Origin of the sequence: Mycolicibacterium aichiense (assembly GCF_010726245.1) — a bacterium.
Lineage (GTDB): Bacteria > Actinomycetota > Actinomycetes > Mycobacteriales > Mycobacteriaceae > Mycobacterium > Mycobacterium aichiense.
The window spans coordinates 5,561,398-5,576,877 of sequence record NZ_AP022561.1; the positions used below are offsets into that span (position 1 = coordinate 5,561,398).

The following is a 15,480-nucleotide window of genomic DNA, read 5'->3' on the forward strand; positions in this document are numbered from 1 at the left end:
GCTTACTTTTATGGCCAGGACGCAGGCCGGATTCCGCGCCGAGACACGGTCCTCCCTGAAAAGTAGGTTAACGCGGGTGAGATACCCGCGGTTAATCGGGATTATGTCCGATCACTCACAGGAACGATTCAGAAGCCCGCGAATTGGCCTGTTTAGCGGTATCAATCGCGCCGAGTTCTTCTCGCACGGCCGCCAGCGCACTCTCGATCACCGGGACATGACGGTCCCGGGCCGCGGCCGCGCGAGCACCGGCGGTCGCGTGTTCGCGGATCTCCCGGTCGATGCGGGCGATGGTGTCCTCGGTTCGGGCATGGTCCGCGGCGTCGCGTTCGGCGGCGGCACCGCCCAGTGACGCCTCGGCCGCCAGCACGCGGGCGCCCACCCATTCCTCCACCGCGGTGCACTGCCGGCCGACGACCTGCACCACCCACCGGTCGAGGACGGCTCGGTCGTGCAAGAGGCCACGGACTCCGACCACCCACACGGTCAGGACAACCCCGATCACGGCGCCGCCGAGCGCGCCGCCGACCGCCCATTGCGGTGCCAGGTCCGCGAACACCCGGCTCAGGGTCAAGGCCGCCCCGAAACCGAAGCCGCCACCCAGCAGCAGCATCAATCGGGTCTCCGCACCGCGGGCCCGCGACGGGGCTGCGCCCACCTCCACCGCGGGGCGCGAGTGCACCGGCTCGACCACCAGACCCAGTTCCTCGCCGACATCCGCCAGGTGCCGGGTAACGCCGGCGGCGACGTCGTCGGCCACCTCCTCGGCGCGGCGTCGAACCTCGTCGGGGAAGCGGGCAAGGTCGCGTCGGCTCAGCCCCGCCAGGTCTTCCTGCAACTCGGTCCGCACCGACGCGCACCGGTTGCGGGCGAAATAGGTCAGCGCAAGGCGGGCCTGCGCAATCTGGGCGCGCAGCGCGATGGACCTCTGCGACTTGTCCACCCGGTATCGGTGCACCGCCGCGGCGCGCTCGGCCCGCAGGGCAGCCAGCCGTGCATCCCGGCCGGTGCCCACGGCGTCGAGTTCCAACCGCCGGTGCACTCCGAGCAGCCGATTCTCGATGGCCCGCAGGCGATTTCGTCGATCTCGGGTTTCGTCGGTGAGGAGCTCGCGCAACGCGGTGACGAGGTCGTCGATCACGGGAGCCCCCAGATCGGGCGCGGCGGCCGTGCCGACCCACCGCATGTCGCGGTAGCGCGGCGCCCGCCGCGCCAGCAGCACACGGTCGGCGTCGAGCACGTCGCGCCACGTGCGATGGACGTCGATCTTGGCCACCACGCCGATGACGGCGTCGGTGTCGGCGGCGACGGAATCCAGCAGCGCACAGTCCGACTCGGTGAGCGGCGCGGTGGCCGACACGACGAACACCACCGCTGCGGGTGCGTGGCCTGCGGCCAGTTCCTCGGCTTCGACCACGGTGTGCTCGGGCAGCCGCTCCCGCAGAGCGGTGGCCACACTGCTGGTCCCGGCCAGCCACGGACCGGCCACCAGCGCCACGTCGCGCCGGACGATCGCGGGCGTCGGCAGGGCCGCGTCGATCTGAGATACCAGCAACTCGACGCGGTCGGTCACGGCAGCGCTTCCGGGATACCGCCTGCGCGTTCCCACAGCCGCAGCGAGCCGCGGGCGATGTCGGCGCCGCACCGGCTGTGCAGCCGCGACACCGGCCCACCCGAATACCGCTGCCAGACAACGGCGCGCCGCAGGTGGGCTTGAGCGCTGACGTCGGCATCCACGGTCATCCCCGCGGCCTGCACCACGTCGATCGCCGCGGCCATCCTCGCGGCGACGGCCTCCTCGGCCGCCGAATCGCCGAACTCCTCGGTCAACCGGCGGTAGCGCACCGGTGCCGCGGCCGCCTCGAGCCCGGCGAGCAATCCGTCGAGTGCGCTCGCCTGGCGCAGCGCCGAGATCACTGCGGTTCGGTCCGCACCATTGCGCAGCGCCAGCACCGCGTGCGCGATACCGAACAGGTCGAGGTCGACGAGCAGTCGCCGGCGCACCGCGTCCGGCAGCGCATGCCGACCCGTCGCGAACCGGTCGGTGGAGCCCAGGTCGGCCGGGTCGACGGTCAGTCTCCGCAGCGCGCCGAGCATCTCGTCGTCCAGGATCCGATCGTCCACAGCGGCCGCCGCCGCCAGCCCGGCCAACGGATAGACCGGCACACCCACTCGCTCGCTGAGCAGCCGGCAGCGCTCGGCCGCCGCCGCGACCGGCCCGCTTCCGCCGAATCCGGTCAGGTCGGCCTTGTTCAGGACGGCGACGACAGGCCTCGGCGAGGTGGTCAGCGCGTGCCGGTCCTCCGGCTTCACGGTCTCGGCGAAGACGTGAACGTCCAGGTCGGCAGCCGCAGTCGATGTCACCACCGCCACACCGGCCCCACGCAGCACGCGAGTCACAGTGCGCCGGCCGCACCCTGGCCTGCCGACCACCCTGACCCGCACCGGCAGCCCCACCACATCGGACATGCTGGCATCAGCGGGCGTGTGGCGCGAGCCACTACCAGGAGAAGGCAACTGTTGGGTATCAATCTGCACCACGGAGCGGGTACACCTCTGTTCATGAGCGACCATGGACGGATGCATGCGCAGCGCCAAGGTGGCTCAGCCACGCCCGATGCCTGGCCGGCGCATCCCTATCCCCGGATCACCAGCTTCCGTTCCCGACGTTCCACGTTGACCGAATCCCAGCAGGACGCGTGGGACCGGCTGTGGCCGGAAATGGGCACGATGGCCCGTGATGGCCAGAGGCCCGCGGGGCTGCTGGACACCGCGGCATGGTTCGGCAGGCAGGCACCCGTCGTCCTGGAGATCGGCTGCGGAACCGGTACGTCGACCCTGGCGATGGCGATGGCCGAGCCGGACATCGACGTGGTGGCGGCCGAGGTCTACAAACGCGGGCTGGCTCAGCTGCTCAGCGCTGTCGGGCGCGAAGGCGTGACCAACATCCGACTGGTCCGCGGCGATGCCGTCGACGTCCTGGAGAACATGTTCTCCCCCGGATCGCTGACCGGGGTCCGGGTGTTCTTCCCGGACCCGTGGCCGAAATCACGGCACCACAAACGCCGGCTGCTGCAGCCGAACACGATCTCGCTGATTGCCGACCGACTGCGGCCGGGCGGTGTGCTGCACGCCGCCACCGACCACGCGGGCTACGCCGAGCAGATCGCCGAGGCCGGCGATGCCGAACCCCTGCTGCGCCGCGTGCGGCCGGGTGACGAGCTGCCGATCTCGGTGCAACGCCCGCGGACCAAATACGAGACGAAGGCCGCTGAGGCGGGCAGCGCGGTGGCCGAACTTCTGTGGGTGAGACAACGATGAGTGTGATCGAAGACGCGACGGCACCCGCGCTGCCGGGCAGCGGCGATCAGCCGGCGGGTCCGCCGATTCAGCGGGTACTACTGGTCTGGGACGCGCCCAACCTGGACATGGGCCTGGGTTCGATCCTCGGCGGCCGACCGACCGCCGCACACCGGCCGCGATTCGACGCCCTGGGCCGCTGGCTCCTGACCCGCACCGCCGAACTGTCGGCCGGCCACCCGGATATCTCGGTGGAACCGGAGGCGACTGTGTTCACCAACATCGCGCCCGGCAGCGCGGACGTCGTTCGCCCCTGGGTGGAGGCGCTGCGCAACGTGGGTTTCGCGGTGTTCGCCAAGCCCAAAATCGACGAGGACAGTGACGTCGACTCCGACATGCTGGCCCACATCGAGTTGCGTCGCACCGAGGGTCTGGCAGCCGTGCTGGTCGCCTCGGCCGACGGGCAGGCGTTCCGCGCGCCGCTGGAGGAAATCGCGAAGTCGGGCACCCCCGCCTACGTGCTCGGATTTCGCGAACATGCCAGCTGGGCGTTAGCGTCGGATACCTTGGAGTTTGTCGACCTGGAGGACATTCCTGGTGTTTTCCGAGAGCCGCTGCCGCGAATCGGCCTAGATTCGCTCCCAGAGCAGGGGGCATGGCTACAACCGTTCCGGCCGCTGTCCTCATTACTGACATCGCGCGTCTGAGTAGGAGAAACCGATGCGCAGGTCGCAGAAGATTTGGTTAGGAGCTTAGGTGTTCGCCTGGTGGGGTCGAACTGTGTATCGATATCGATACATCGTGATCGCGGTGATGGTCGCACTATGCCTCGGTGGCGCCGTATACGGGGCCTCGTTGGGCAAGCATGTCACCCAGAGCGGTTTCTACGACAACAGCAGCGAGTCGGTACGGGCCTCGACGCTCGCCGACGAGGTGTACGGCCGTGACCGCACCAGCCACGTGGTCGCCATCCTGACGCCGCCGGGCGACGAGAAGGTGACTGACAAGACCTGGCAGAAGAAGGTCACCGATGAGCTTGACCAAGTGGTCAAGGACTACCCCGATCAGATCGTGGGCTGGGTCGGCTGGCTGAAAGCTCCCGACACCACCGACCCGACCGTCAATCAGATGAAGACGGCGGATCTGCGTCATACCTTCATCAGCATCCCGCTCAAGGGCGACGACGACGACACGATCCTGAAGAACTACCAGACCATCGAGCCGGCTCTCAAGAAGGTCAACGGCGGCACTATCCAGCTCGCCGGCCTCAATCCGCTTGCCAGCGAGCTCACTGGAACTATCGGCACCGATCAGCAACGCGCCGAGCTCGCGATCGTCCCGTTGGTGGCCGTGGTCCTGTTCTTCGTCTTCGGCGGTGCCGTCGCGGCTGCGTTGCCCGCCATCATCGGTGGCCTCACGATCGGCGGGGCCCTCGGCATACTCCGGCTGACCGCCGAGTTCGGACCGGTGCATTTCTTCGCCCAGCCCGTCGTGACGATGATGGGCTTCGGCATCGCCATCGACTATGGATTGTTCGTGGTCAGCAGATTCCGGGAGGAACTTGCCGAAGGCTACGACGTCGAAGCGGCGGTACGGCGGTCGGTGATGACGTCGGGACGCACCGTGGCCTTCTCCTCGGTCATCATCGTGGCGTCATCGCTACCGCTTCTGCTGATCCCGCTGGGCTTCCTGAAGTCGATTACCTACGCGATCATCGCGTCGGTGCTGCTCGCGGCCTTCCTGTCGATCACAGTGCTGCCCGCGGTCCTGGGAATCTTGGGCGCCAACGTCGACGCGCTCGGGGTGCGGACTCTGCTTCGAGTGCCGTTCTTGGCCAACTGGCCATTCTCGCGACGGATCATCGACTGGTTCATTGAGAAAACCCAGAAGACGAAGACCCGTGAAGAGGTCGAAAAGGGATTCTGGGGCCGCCTGGTCAATGTGGTGATGAAACGACCCATCGCTTTTGCCGCGCCCATCGTGATCATCATGACGTTGCTCATCATCCCGATGGGGCAGCTGGCGTTGGGTGGGCTCAGCGAGAAGTACCTGCCGCCGGACAACCCGGTACGCAGCGCCCAGGAGCAGTTCGACAAAGAGTTCTCCAGTTTCCGTACCGAACCGCTGACCCTGGTCATCAAGACCAACGACGGCTCACCGGTCACCGACCAGCAGCTCGACGATCTCCGTGCCGAAGCGCAGACGGTGTCCGGCTTCGCCGGCAGCGACGACCCCTCAAAGATGTGGGAGGAGCGCTCGCCCCAGAACGGCGGATCGAAGGATCCGTCCGTGCGGGTGATTCAGAACGGCCTGATAGACAGCAGTACCGCACCGCAGAAAATCCAGCAGCTACGCGCGCTGACCCCACCCAGGGGCACTACGGTCCTGGTCGGCGGTACCCAGGCGCTGGCACAGGACAGTATTTTGACGCTGTTCGACAAGCTGCCGCTGATGGTGCTGATCCTGGTACTCACCACCACAGTCTTGATGTTCCTGGCGTTCGGCTCGGTGGTGCTTCCCATCAAGGCCGCATTGATGAGCGCACTGACGCTGGGCTCCACGATGGGCATTCTGACCTGGATGTTCGTCGAGGGCGGACACGGTTCGGGGCTGTTGAACTACACGCCACAGCCCTTGTTCGCCCCGATGATCGGTCTGATCATCGCGGTGATCTGGGGTCTGTCCACGGACTACGAGGTTTTCCTGGTCTCCCGGATGGTGGAGGCCCGCGAGCGCGGCCTGTCCACCGCGGAGGCCATCCGGATCGGCACGGCCACCACCGGCCGGCTCATCACCGGTGCCGCCCTGGTACTCGCCGTGGTGGTCGCCGCGTTCGCGTTCTCCGACCTGGTCGTGATGAAGTATCTGGCCTTCGGTCTGCTGATCGCTTTGCTGCTGGACGCCACCGTAATCCGGATGTTCCTGGTGCCGGCCATCATGAAGCTGCTCGGCGACGACTGCTGGTGGGCGCCGCGCTGGATGAAGCGCCTGCAGGTCAAGATCGGCCTCGGTGAGACCCACCTGACCGACGAGCGCAAGCGGCCGGTCATGCGGGACCCGGACCCCGCCCTGGTGGGTGCGGGGGCGCCGGTGTCGGCAGCCGGGGCCCGACGCCCGGCGCACGACCCGACCCACCCCGTCGAGGGCCGCGCGATGCCGCGTGTGGTGGGCCGCGCCGAATACCGCAACCCGCCGCCGCCGCAGGAGGCCCCGTCGGCCGCCGGAACCGCGCGGATGCCCGATCCGGTCGAAGCCCGCAGCGAGATCACCGCCGGCGGGCAGGAGCGCAGCGACCGGGGAATCACCGCCGGCGGGCAGGAGCGCAGCGACCGGGGAATCACCGACGCACCCACCACGCGGTTCTCGGTAGCCAAGAACGCCGTCAAGAACGCGGTGAACTCGGCTGCTTCGGCGGCCAGGACCAACCGCCCGCCCACGCCGCCTGCCCCGGATCGGGAGATCGAGTCGTGGCTGGGTGAGCTGCGGGGATCCGGCGGGCAGGAGCGAAGCGACCGGGGGTCGATGCAGCCCGGTGCGCCGACTCCCCCGCCGCAGCAGCCGTCGGCACAACCGACTCAGGCGATGTCGGCTCCGGAGGACGCGACGACAGCGATCCCGGCCCAGCGCGAGCAGAACGACGACGTCTCGCCCTCGCTCAGCGCCGAGGAGACTCGCGCCATCCCGGTCAGCCGGCCCGAGCAGGGCGACTCCGAGGTCGCGACCGAGAAGCTGAACGCGCGCGGCAAGAAAGAGGGCGAGGACCGCCCGCGTCGTGGCGGCGGGGCCGGCGGGGTGAGCGCGGCGGACCTGCTGCGCCGCGAAGGGCGGCTGTAAGTCCATCCGGGACTGGGAGCGACGAGTCGGCGCGAACGTCGCTCCCTGTTCCGGCACGCGCCGAAATCTATTTGCTGTGTGCGCCCACGTCGCGCGTAGTTGCCTGTTATATATAGTGCTGGAGCTTTTTCACAAGTAACTTCCAGTCATCTCACAGGCAGCTCGGGGGAGTCCGTGTCGGGACAGCAGTCACACAAGCGCGCACGCGCACCACGTCAGAACAACCGTCGGTTGATCCCCTTCCAGTGGCTGGGTGCTGGAGCGATCGCCGTGGGAATCGGTGCGGGCCTAGCCGGCGCTACCGGAATTGCGCACGCCGACGGTGACTCGGCTGCCGCCCCGGGCGGCTCCCCGGCTGACCGAGCCTCGGCGGCATCATCACCCGGACCGAAGGCGACCACCAAGACGTCACGCACGGGATCATCGAAGACCGGGGTCAGTGCTCGTGTGCAACCGTCGCGTGCGTCCAACGTGCTCGGCTCCGTGAAGTCCAAGCGGCCCGTCACCGTCGCGACCAAACCGTCAGGCGACCAAACCCCGGGCGCCCCAAATGCCGAGGTGCTGGCGGCGGAGCTAACGGCCACCACCCGCCGCGACACCGCGGCATCGCCCGACAAAACGAGGGCACCCGAGAAAACGGCGGCCGCGATCTCTGCGCCCGTCGCCAACCCACCCGCCGAAATCAGTCGCGAAAAGACTGTCGCCGAAATCAACATGTCGGTCGGCTGGGTTCCGGGCGTCGGCACACTCGTCAATGGGATAAGCCTGGTATCGGATTTCGTCGACTTCACCAAAGCGGCGCTCCGCGGCGATGCCGTGGATATGCGCGACGAAATCGGCGACATGGCCCTCGACGTGGTCGGGATGATTCCGGTGATCGGGGCGCCTGTGGCGGCGACGATCTACCGGTCAACGGTGCCGGGCAATCGCGCTCCTCGCCCCGTCGACGACAGCTACAGCATCGACCAGGACACGCAGCTCACCGGCAATGTGTTGACCAACGACACCGACGCCGACGGTGACACCCTGACCGCCACGGTCGACGATGGCCCCAGTCATGGCAGCCTCACCCTGAACAGCAACGGATCGTTCACTTACACGCCGGATGAAAACTACTACGGCACAGACAGTTTCAGTTACATCGCCTCGGACGGCAACGGCGGCACCGCAGTTGCAACCGCCTCCATCGCGGTCAAGTACGTCGCTCCCCCACCCGTCGTCGACCAGCAACATCCGTACACGATCGACGTAACCGACCCCGCGACCGGAACGATCAGCGGGCACTTCAACGTCACCCACGACAAGCCCTTCACCTATCACGTGGTCGGCGCACCGGATCCGGCCCTGGGCAGCTTCGAGCTCAATGAACAAACCGGCGAGTGGACCTTCACCCCGAATCCACGCACCCGCGTCCTCGCCGGTACTCTTGGGCCGACTTCTCCTGCGGCAGTGAAGCTTTCATTCTCGGCCACCGCCACCGACGGTATAGCCACTACGGCACCGATCGTGGTGACCGAACACATCGCCGGGGCCGACCGTGCCGCGCTTTCGTTGCCGCCCGGCACGATGCCGGTGCTGTCATTCGTCGATTCCCGCACCGGTAACGCCTACATCTTTGGTTATCGCGGGAACCTCATCGACGCCCCCGACGATCAGAGCGTCTCCTACCTGGCCGCAGTCATCCACGCCGACGGCACGTCAAGCATCCCGTCCGGCGCCAGTCCAGTATCCGGTCTGGTGCGCGAGGCGTTCGCCGTCGGTGACACCACCTTTGTGGTGTCGCAGACAGGTGGCGACGAATCCAGCTTCCAGACTTACCTCTCGATATTGGGGTCAGACGGCCTGACTCCTCTCGGTGAGCCGATTCCTGGCGACTTCAGACAACCGCTGACGGTTGCCGGCACGACCTACCTGGTGACTCAGGCCGGCACCTACGAATCCGGCTACCAGACCAACCTAACCGCGCTGGGACCCGGCGGCGTCACCTCGACGACCGAGATACCCGGCACGTTCAACGACCACAAGCTCATCATCGGCGACACCACCTACCTGGTGACTCAGACCGGCACTTACGAATCCGGCGACCAAAGCCACCTAACCGCGCTGGGACCCGGCGGCGTCACCTCGACGACCGAGATACCCGGCACGTTCAACGACCGCACGCTCGTCGTCGGCGGCACCACTTACTTGGTGACTCATGCCGGCACGTACGACACCGGCTACCAAACCCACCTGACCACGGTGGGACCCAACGTCATGACAGCGACGACGTCGATACCCGGGGAGTTCTACGAAGACTCCAGCGGTTATTCAATCGTCAAGGGCGACATCACCTACATTGTGACGCAGTCGGGCAAGTACGACACGGGCTACGACACCAACGTCACGGCATTGGGCCCTGACGGTGGGACGCCCACCGTGACGATCCCCGGCTGGTCCTGGGGCGGTCCGATCAATATCGGCGACACCACGTATCTGCTCGTCCCCACGCAGTCGGGCAATGTGACCCAGGCGGTGGCGTTGACGTCTGCCGGCGCCACACCCGTGGGATCGATTCCCGGTGTGCTGAGCGGGGATCCGATCGTGGTCGGCGACACCACGTACTTCATCTCGCACATCGGCGACTCCGGTGTGGCCGCGACGTGGCAGTCCGTGGTGACGACGCTGGCACCGACGCCGGGCGGGGTCACGGTGATCGGTGATCCGATCCCGGGATACCGGTGGGCGATGCGCCCAATCGTTGTCGGTGACACCACCTACCTGGTGACGGAAACCTGGAACTCCTCGGTCGGATACGAGACCCACCTGACCGCTTTACTGCCGGACGGTGTGGCGCCACTTGGCCCCGCCATCCTCGGCACCGTGAGCGGAAACCCGACCGTCGTGGTGGTCGGCGAAACCTCATACCTGATCACGACAGCGAGGTACTACTGGAACTCCGACGGGACCTACGCCTACACCAGGACCTTCCTGACCGCGGTGCAGCCCGAAGGACTGACCCGATGGGGTGACCCGGTGGACGGGTACCCGGGCATCGCTCCGATCACGATCGGAGACACCACGTATCTCGTGATGGAGACCGATGATTCGCCTGACGGCTACCGGCTGCAGTTGGTATCGGTCACGGCCAGCGGCGTCACACCGATCGGCGCCCCGACATCGGGACGGGTGAATTCCCACAGCGAGTTCGACATGATCGTCGTCGGCGACACCACATATCTGATGGTGGAAACTCCCGATTCCGCCGGCGGTCACCAAACCTCACTTGTGAAGGTACAGCCCGGCGGACTCACCGCGGTGCCAGGCACATTGCCAGGACATCCGGTCAGCGTCCCGATCGTGGTCGGCGACACCACCTATTTGGTAACTCAGACAGGCCAATACGATTCGGCCCAAACCCATTTCACCGCATTAAATCCCCAGGGCGTCTTGCAGCTCGCCTATACCGTCTCCGGCACATTGGCGTATGAACCGCTCATTGTCGCGGGTGATCTCACCTATGTGAAGACGGACGGATGGGAGGCAACGGGCGAGGGCAGCCACTCCACGAATCACGTTTACGTCACTGCGTTGACACCCGAAGGTCCGTCGTCGGTGGACTATCCCGTGCAATACGGTGAACCAGCGATCGTCGTCGGCGACACCACATACCTAGTGTCGACGGTGTTTCCGGACGAATCCGGCATCGGAACCGATACCACCAAGACCTACATCGTGGCGCTGACACCCCATAGCGCGATGCAACTCAACGAGCCGGTAAGAGGCTATAACTACTCGCTCAGTCCGTTCGTCATCGGCGACGCCACCTACAGCGTGTTCACCTCGTACCCCGATGACGTCGACGACGTCGACGACGTCACGACCTACCTCGTGGCGATGACGGCCGACGGCCCGGCGCTGGTAGAGCCGTTCCCCGGGCTGGCACCGTTCTATATGGATCCGATCTTCACTCTCGGGGATACCACGTACGTGACTACGACTTCAGGGGTGTGGGCGATCGGTGTCGACGCGCCAAGCCCCGCCAGCCGGTTGTAATCCATACAGAACTCAGCGCGGACAAGTCAGACCAGATGTCGCTCTGGGTCTGACTCGACGCCCGCGCTAGTCCTTCTCGCGCTTCGGCGGGACGACGTCGGGCTCGGCGTTGAGGATGATGCCGTCATCGTTCTCCTCGAGCGCGGCGGCTTCCTCGGCTGGATCGTCGGCCACCAGAACCCGAATGGCGCTGTTGAGGAATGCCACCAACGGCACCGAGAGCAGCGCGCCGACGATGCCGGCCAGCACGGCACCGGCCGAGATGGCGAGCACGATCGCCAGCGGGTGGATGGACACCGCCCGGCCCATCACCAGCGGCTGCAGAATGTGCGCCTCCAGCTGCTGCACCGCGATGATCAGCCCCAGCGTGATCGCCGCGTAGACGACACCTTTGGCCAGCAGCGCGACCACCACCGCGAGGAATCCGGTGACCACGGCGCCCACCAAGGGGATGAACGCACCGAGGAAGACCAAGGAGGCCAGGGGCAGCGCCAGCGGGATGCCCATGATCGCCAGGCCGGTGCCGATACCGACGGCGTCCACGAGTGCGACGAGCGCGGTGGCCCGCACGTAGCCGATCAGCGAGCCGAAGCCGGCCCGGCCTGCGTCCCGCACCCGCTCGCGGGCGTGCGACGGAATGATCTTGGTGACGAAGCTGTAGATGTTGCGGCCGCCGTGCAGCAGGAAGATCAGGGTGAACAGCACCAGCAGTGCGCCGGTGACGAGCTCGGTGAGGGTGGCCGCTGTTGACAGGGCGCCGGTGGTCAGCTGCTCCTGGTTGTCGCGCAGCGCCTTGATGGCCGTGTTGCCTGCGTTGTCGATCTGTTCGCGACTCAGGTGCGCAGGGCCGTCGACGAGCCAGCGCCGCAAGCCGTCGATGCTGTAGGTGACCTGTTCCACCAGCCCGGGCAGGCCCGAAACGAATTGGCTGACAACGAAAGTCAAAATCCCACCGAAGATCGCGAAGCCGCCGAGGAGGATCAGGGCCACCGCCCCGCCCCGCGGAGCTCCGCGACGGTCGAGCCAGTCCACGGCAGGCAGCAGCAGAGCCGCCAGCATGGTGGCCAGGGCCACCGGAACCACGATGACCTCGAGGCGGCTGACGACCCACAGCAAGGCCACGATGGCCGCCCCGACGACCAGCAGACGCCAAGACCACGCTGCGGTTTTACGAAGGAAGGGATCGACCGAGTCGTCGTCCGAAACGCGGGTGGCCGGCATGCGGCCAAGCGTAATGGGAGATGGTCCGAATGCTTGCCGAACTTCGTGTGACGCGATTCGGCGCCCATTGCAAGACGATCGTCACCCCGAACAGCTCGTCGACTGCGGCCACCTAGGCAGACCGGTCCGACATCCCGCGGCGGACACCGTCGCGGGATGTCGACGGCGTTACCCTGATCTGCGTGTCCTACGACGCGTCGGTGAACGCCGCCCGCGAGGATCACGGCCCCCCGGCGCGCGGGAAGTACTGGTGGGTCCGCTGGGCGGTGCTCGGCGTCGCGCTGATCGTGCTGGTCGTCGAGGCCACCCTGGTGTGGGATCAACTGGCCAAAGCCTGGACGAGCCTGATCTCGGCGAACGGCTGGTGGGTGCTGGCGGCGGCGGCCGCGGCCATGCTGTCGATGCACAGCTTCGCCCAGATCCAGCGCACGCTACTGCGCTCGGCCGGGGTGATCGTCCACCAGTGGCGCTCCGAAGCGGCGTTCTACGCAGGCAATGCGCTGAGCACCACGATGCCCGGCGGTCCCGTGCTCTCCGCGACGTTCGTCTACCGGCAGCAGCGGCTGTGGGGCGCCTCCCCGGTGGTCGCGTCATGGCAGCTGGTGATGTCCGGTGCGCTGCAGGTAGTCGGGCTGGCACTGCTGGGTCTCGGCGGCGCATTCCTGTTGGGCGCCAAGAACAATCCGTTCTCGCTGCTGTTCACCCTCGGCGGGTTCATCGCCCTGCTGTTGCTCGCGCAGGCAGTGGCGACCCGGCCCGAACTCATCGACGGCATCGGCGTCAAAGTCCTGGGCTGGGTCAACTCGGTACGCGGCAAGCCCACCGACACCGGTTTGCGCCGGTGGCGCGAAACCCTCAACCAACTCGAATCGGTCAGCTTGAGCCGCCGCACCCTCGGGGTGGCGTTCGGCTGGTCGTTCTTCAACTGGGTGTGCGACGTGGCGTGCCTGGCGTTCGCCGCCTACGCCACCGGCGGGCGGCCGTCGCTGGCCGGTCTGACCGTCGCCTATGCCGCCGCCCGCGCGGTCGGCTCGATCCCGCTGATGCCGGGCGGCCTGCTGGTCGTGGAGGCCGTGCTCGTGCCCGGACTGGTCTCCAGCGGAATGGCGCTGTCCGGAGCCATCTCGGCGATGCTGATCTATCGGCTGGTCAGCTGGATCTTCATCTCGACGATCGGCTGGGTGGTGTTCTTCTTCCTGTTCCGCACCGAAGGCCCCCTGGACCCGGACGCCGTCGCCGACGAGATCGCCGCGGCCGAAGCCGAAAACGGCACCGCCGTCGACGACCCTGCCGACACCGCGCTGCAGGGCCCGGTACCGCCGCCGTGCCCGGACCCCGACGACGACGCCCGGCCCTGATCGGCGGGCGTGTGCTTGAATCCGAGCATGGCAGTTCGTAGGGACATCCGCCCGGCGGTACTGGCGCTGGCCGGCGACATCGTCTGCGTGGTGGTGTTCTGCGCGATCGGTCGCCGCAGCCACGCCGAGGGCCTGACGCTTGCCGGAATCGCCGAGACGGCATGGCCGTTTCTGTCCGGCACCCTGGCCGGTTGGCTGATCTCCCGGGCCTGGCGGGCACCGACCGCGATCGCGCCGACCGGCCTGATCGTCTGGCTTTCGACCGTCGTGGTGGGAATGGTGTTGCGCAAGGCCAGTTCTCAGGGCGTTGCGGTGAGCTTCATCATCGTCGCGTCGGTAGTGACGGCGGTGCTGCTGTTGGGCTGGCGCGGCATCGCCGCCGTCGTCGCCAAACGCAGCGGCTAGGACTGCCCCGCCGGGGCGACGGGTTCCGGGGCGGTCGAGACCGTCAAGACAGCGCGCAAGCCGCCGAGCGGGCCGTCGGAGAGTTCGATGTCGCCGCCGTGCAGCGCGGCCTGCTGAGCCACCAACGCCAAGCCGAGACCTGAGCCGCCGGCGGTGGCGGTGCTGCCACGAGCGAAGCGGCCCAACACTTTTCGATGCTCTTCGGCAGGCAGGCCGCGGCCGTTGTCGTCGACGGTGATAGCCAGCAGCGGGCCCTGACGGCGGGCCCGCAGCACGATGCGGGTTGCTTCCCCGTGGGTGATCGCATTGCGCACCAGGTTGTCCACGGCCAACCGCAGCCCGGCCGGCCAGCCCCACACCGTGCCGGCCTCGTCGGCCTCCACGATGATCTCCCCCACCCCGGACCGGATGTTCTCCCGCGCAACCCGATCGAGCATCTCCGCGACATCGATCGGCTCGCGGTCCTCGGCGCGGGCCAGCTGCCCCGACGCCAACTGCCCCAGCGCGGTGATGATGGCCTCCACCCGCCGCTGCGCGCGCGCCAGGTCGGCGACCACCTCGTCGCGCTCCTCCGGCGGCAGGTCGTGGATGCGCAGAGTGTCCAGATCGGCGCGCATCGCGGTCAGCGGGGTGCGCAGTTCGTGAGCGGCGTTGGCCGCGAAATCCTGCGCCGCCTGAAGCGAATTCGTGGTCGCCGCCTGGGCATCCGCCAACCGGTTGAGCATCGCGATCATCGCCTCGGACAGGTCCTCGGCCTCCCGGGAGCCGTGCACCGGATCGAGGCGATCGTGGCCGGTCCCCAACCGCCTGGTCTGCTCGGTGAGTTTCAGCAGCGGCCGGATCGCCGGCCCGGCCAGGATCCAGCCCAGCGCCAGCGCGACCATCACCGCGAGGCAGACGATCAACACATAGAGCGGAATCCTGGCGCGGCTCAGCAGGATACTGTCGGCGCGGATACCGATCGAGACCAGAATCCCGCCGGACTGGTCGACGTTCACCGTCCGCACCCGGTAGTCGAAGTTGTTGACGGTGACCGTCGTGGTCCCCGGCGGAAGCGGCGGCAACTGGAACCCGCGCTGGAACATGACCTGACCGGTGGACCGTGATCGTCCGGTCGTCACCACCCGGCTGGGATCACGCAGCTGTTCGGGATACATGCTGGCGTCGACGATCGAGTCCAGGCGCTTATCCAGCTGCGCCTCATCGTTGTTGGCCAGCACGACCGACGTCAGCGCCGCCAGCAGCGCGACCACGATCGCGGCGGCCACCGCGGCGGCCAAGGCGACCCGGCTGCGCAGGGACAGGCTCTGGCCCAGTGAACTCACGA

The 15,480-nt window shown here is 67.3% G+C and carries 10 protein-coding genes; 6 read left to right on the forward strand and 4 right to left on the reverse strand.

The features are described 5' to 3' along the window. Positions 1–115 precede the first annotated feature (115 nt). Both G6N32_RS26630 and G6N32_RS26635 read right to left on the reverse strand, forming a co-directional pair. Positions 116–1,573: a hypothetical protein gene (locus tag G6N32_RS26630; RefSeq protein WP_115318163.1), complete on the reverse strand. Its 1,458-nt coding sequence runs from the start codon at positions 1,571–1,573 to the stop codon at positions 116–118. After that, the gene (locus G6N32_RS26635) at positions 1,570–2,469 is read right to left on the reverse strand and encodes a hypothetical protein (protein WP_115318162.1); all 900 of its coding nucleotides are present in this window, start codon (positions 2,467–2,469) and stop codon (positions 1,570–1,572) included. The genes G6N32_RS26630 and G6N32_RS26635 overlap by 4 nt, the downstream gene beginning before the upstream one ends. A 93-nt stretch (positions 2,470–2,562) precedes the next feature. On the opposite strand from G6N32_RS26635, the gene trmB reads away from it, so the two are divergent. The 4 genes from trmB to G6N32_RS26655 all read left to right on the forward strand — a co-directional run bounded on the left by trmB (position 2,563) and on the right by G6N32_RS26655 (position 11,169). Beyond that, positions 2,563–3,321, forward strand: a complete 759-nt coding sequence (gene trmB / locus G6N32_RS26640) for a tRNA (guanosine(46)-N7)-methyltransferase TrmB (RefSeq protein ID WP_115318161.1) — start codon at positions 2,563–2,565, stop codon at positions 3,319–3,321. Continuing rightward, complete coding sequence (locus G6N32_RS26645; protein WP_115318160.1) at positions 3,318–4,007, forward strand: NYN domain-containing protein; 690 nt, start codon at positions 3,318–3,320, stop codon at positions 4,005–4,007. Before trmB ends, G6N32_RS26645 begins: the two co-directional genes overlap by 4 nt. 49 nt (positions 4,008–4,056) lie before the next feature. Continuing rightward, positions 4,057–7,134: a trehalose monomycolate exporter MmpL3 gene (gene mmpL3, locus G6N32_RS26650; protein ID WP_115318159.1), complete on the forward strand. Its 3,078-nt coding sequence runs from the start codon at positions 4,057–4,059 to the stop codon at positions 7,132–7,134. A gap of 483 nt (positions 7,135–7,617) precedes the next feature. Beyond that, a complete protein-coding gene (locus G6N32_RS26655) occupies positions 7,618–11,169 on the forward strand; it encodes a cadherin-like domain-containing protein (RefSeq protein ID WP_163789476.1) in 3,552 nt (1,183 codons plus the stop codon). A gap of 66 nt (positions 11,170–11,235) precedes the next feature. Here G6N32_RS26655 and G6N32_RS26660 read toward each other — a convergent pair whose 3' ends face one another. Then, positions 11,236–12,390, reverse strand: a complete 1,155-nt coding sequence (locus tag G6N32_RS26660; protein WP_115318157.1) for an AI-2E family transporter — start codon at positions 12,388–12,390, stop codon at positions 11,236–11,238. 182 nt (positions 12,391–12,572) lie between these two features. Here G6N32_RS26660 and G6N32_RS26665 point away from each other — a divergent pair, with 182 nt between their 5' ends. Together G6N32_RS26665 and G6N32_RS26670 are read left to right on the forward strand one after the other, a co-directional pair. Continuing rightward, positions 12,573–13,748 (forward strand): lysylphosphatidylglycerol synthase transmembrane domain-containing protein, encoded by a 1,176-nt coding sequence (locus G6N32_RS26665; RefSeq protein ID WP_172507229.1) that lies wholly within the window; start codon positions 12,573–12,575, stop codon positions 13,746–13,748. 27 nt (positions 13,749–13,775) lie between these two features. After that, positions 13,776–14,153, forward strand: coding sequence for a DUF3054 domain-containing protein (locus G6N32_RS26670; protein ID WP_115318156.1), 378 nt, complete (start codon positions 13,776–13,778; stop codon positions 14,151–14,153). On the opposite strand, the gene G6N32_RS26675 is transcribed toward G6N32_RS26670, so the two are convergent. Next, positions 14,150–15,478 carry a HAMP domain-containing sensor histidine kinase gene (locus G6N32_RS26675; RefSeq protein WP_115318155.1) on the reverse strand — a complete coding sequence of 443 codons (1,329 nt, stop codon included), beginning with the start codon at positions 15,476–15,478 and terminating at the stop codon, positions 14,150–14,152. The genes G6N32_RS26670 and G6N32_RS26675 overlap by 4 nt on opposite strands. Positions 15,479–15,480 lie beyond the last annotated feature (2 nt).

Coding starts and splice junctions, on each gene's coding strand:
- G6N32_RS26635 (WP_115318162.1), bottom strand. CDS start 2,469: ATGTCCGATGTGGTGGGGCTGCCGGTGCGGGTCAGGGTGGTCGGCAGG.
- trmB (WP_115318161.1), top strand. CDS start 2,563: ATGAGCGACCATGGACGGATGCATGCGCAGCGCCAAGGTGGCTCAGCC.
- G6N32_RS26645 (WP_115318160.1), top strand. CDS start 3,318: ATGAGTGTGATCGAAGACGCGACGGCACCCGCGCTGCCGGGCAGCGGC.
- G6N32_RS26660 (WP_115318157.1), bottom strand. CDS start 12,390: ATGCCGGCCACCCGCGTTTCGGACGACGACTCGGTCGATCCCTTCCTT.
- G6N32_RS26670 (WP_115318156.1), top strand. CDS start 13,776: ATGGCAGTTCGTAGGGACATCCGCCCGGCGGTACTGGCGCTGGCCGGC.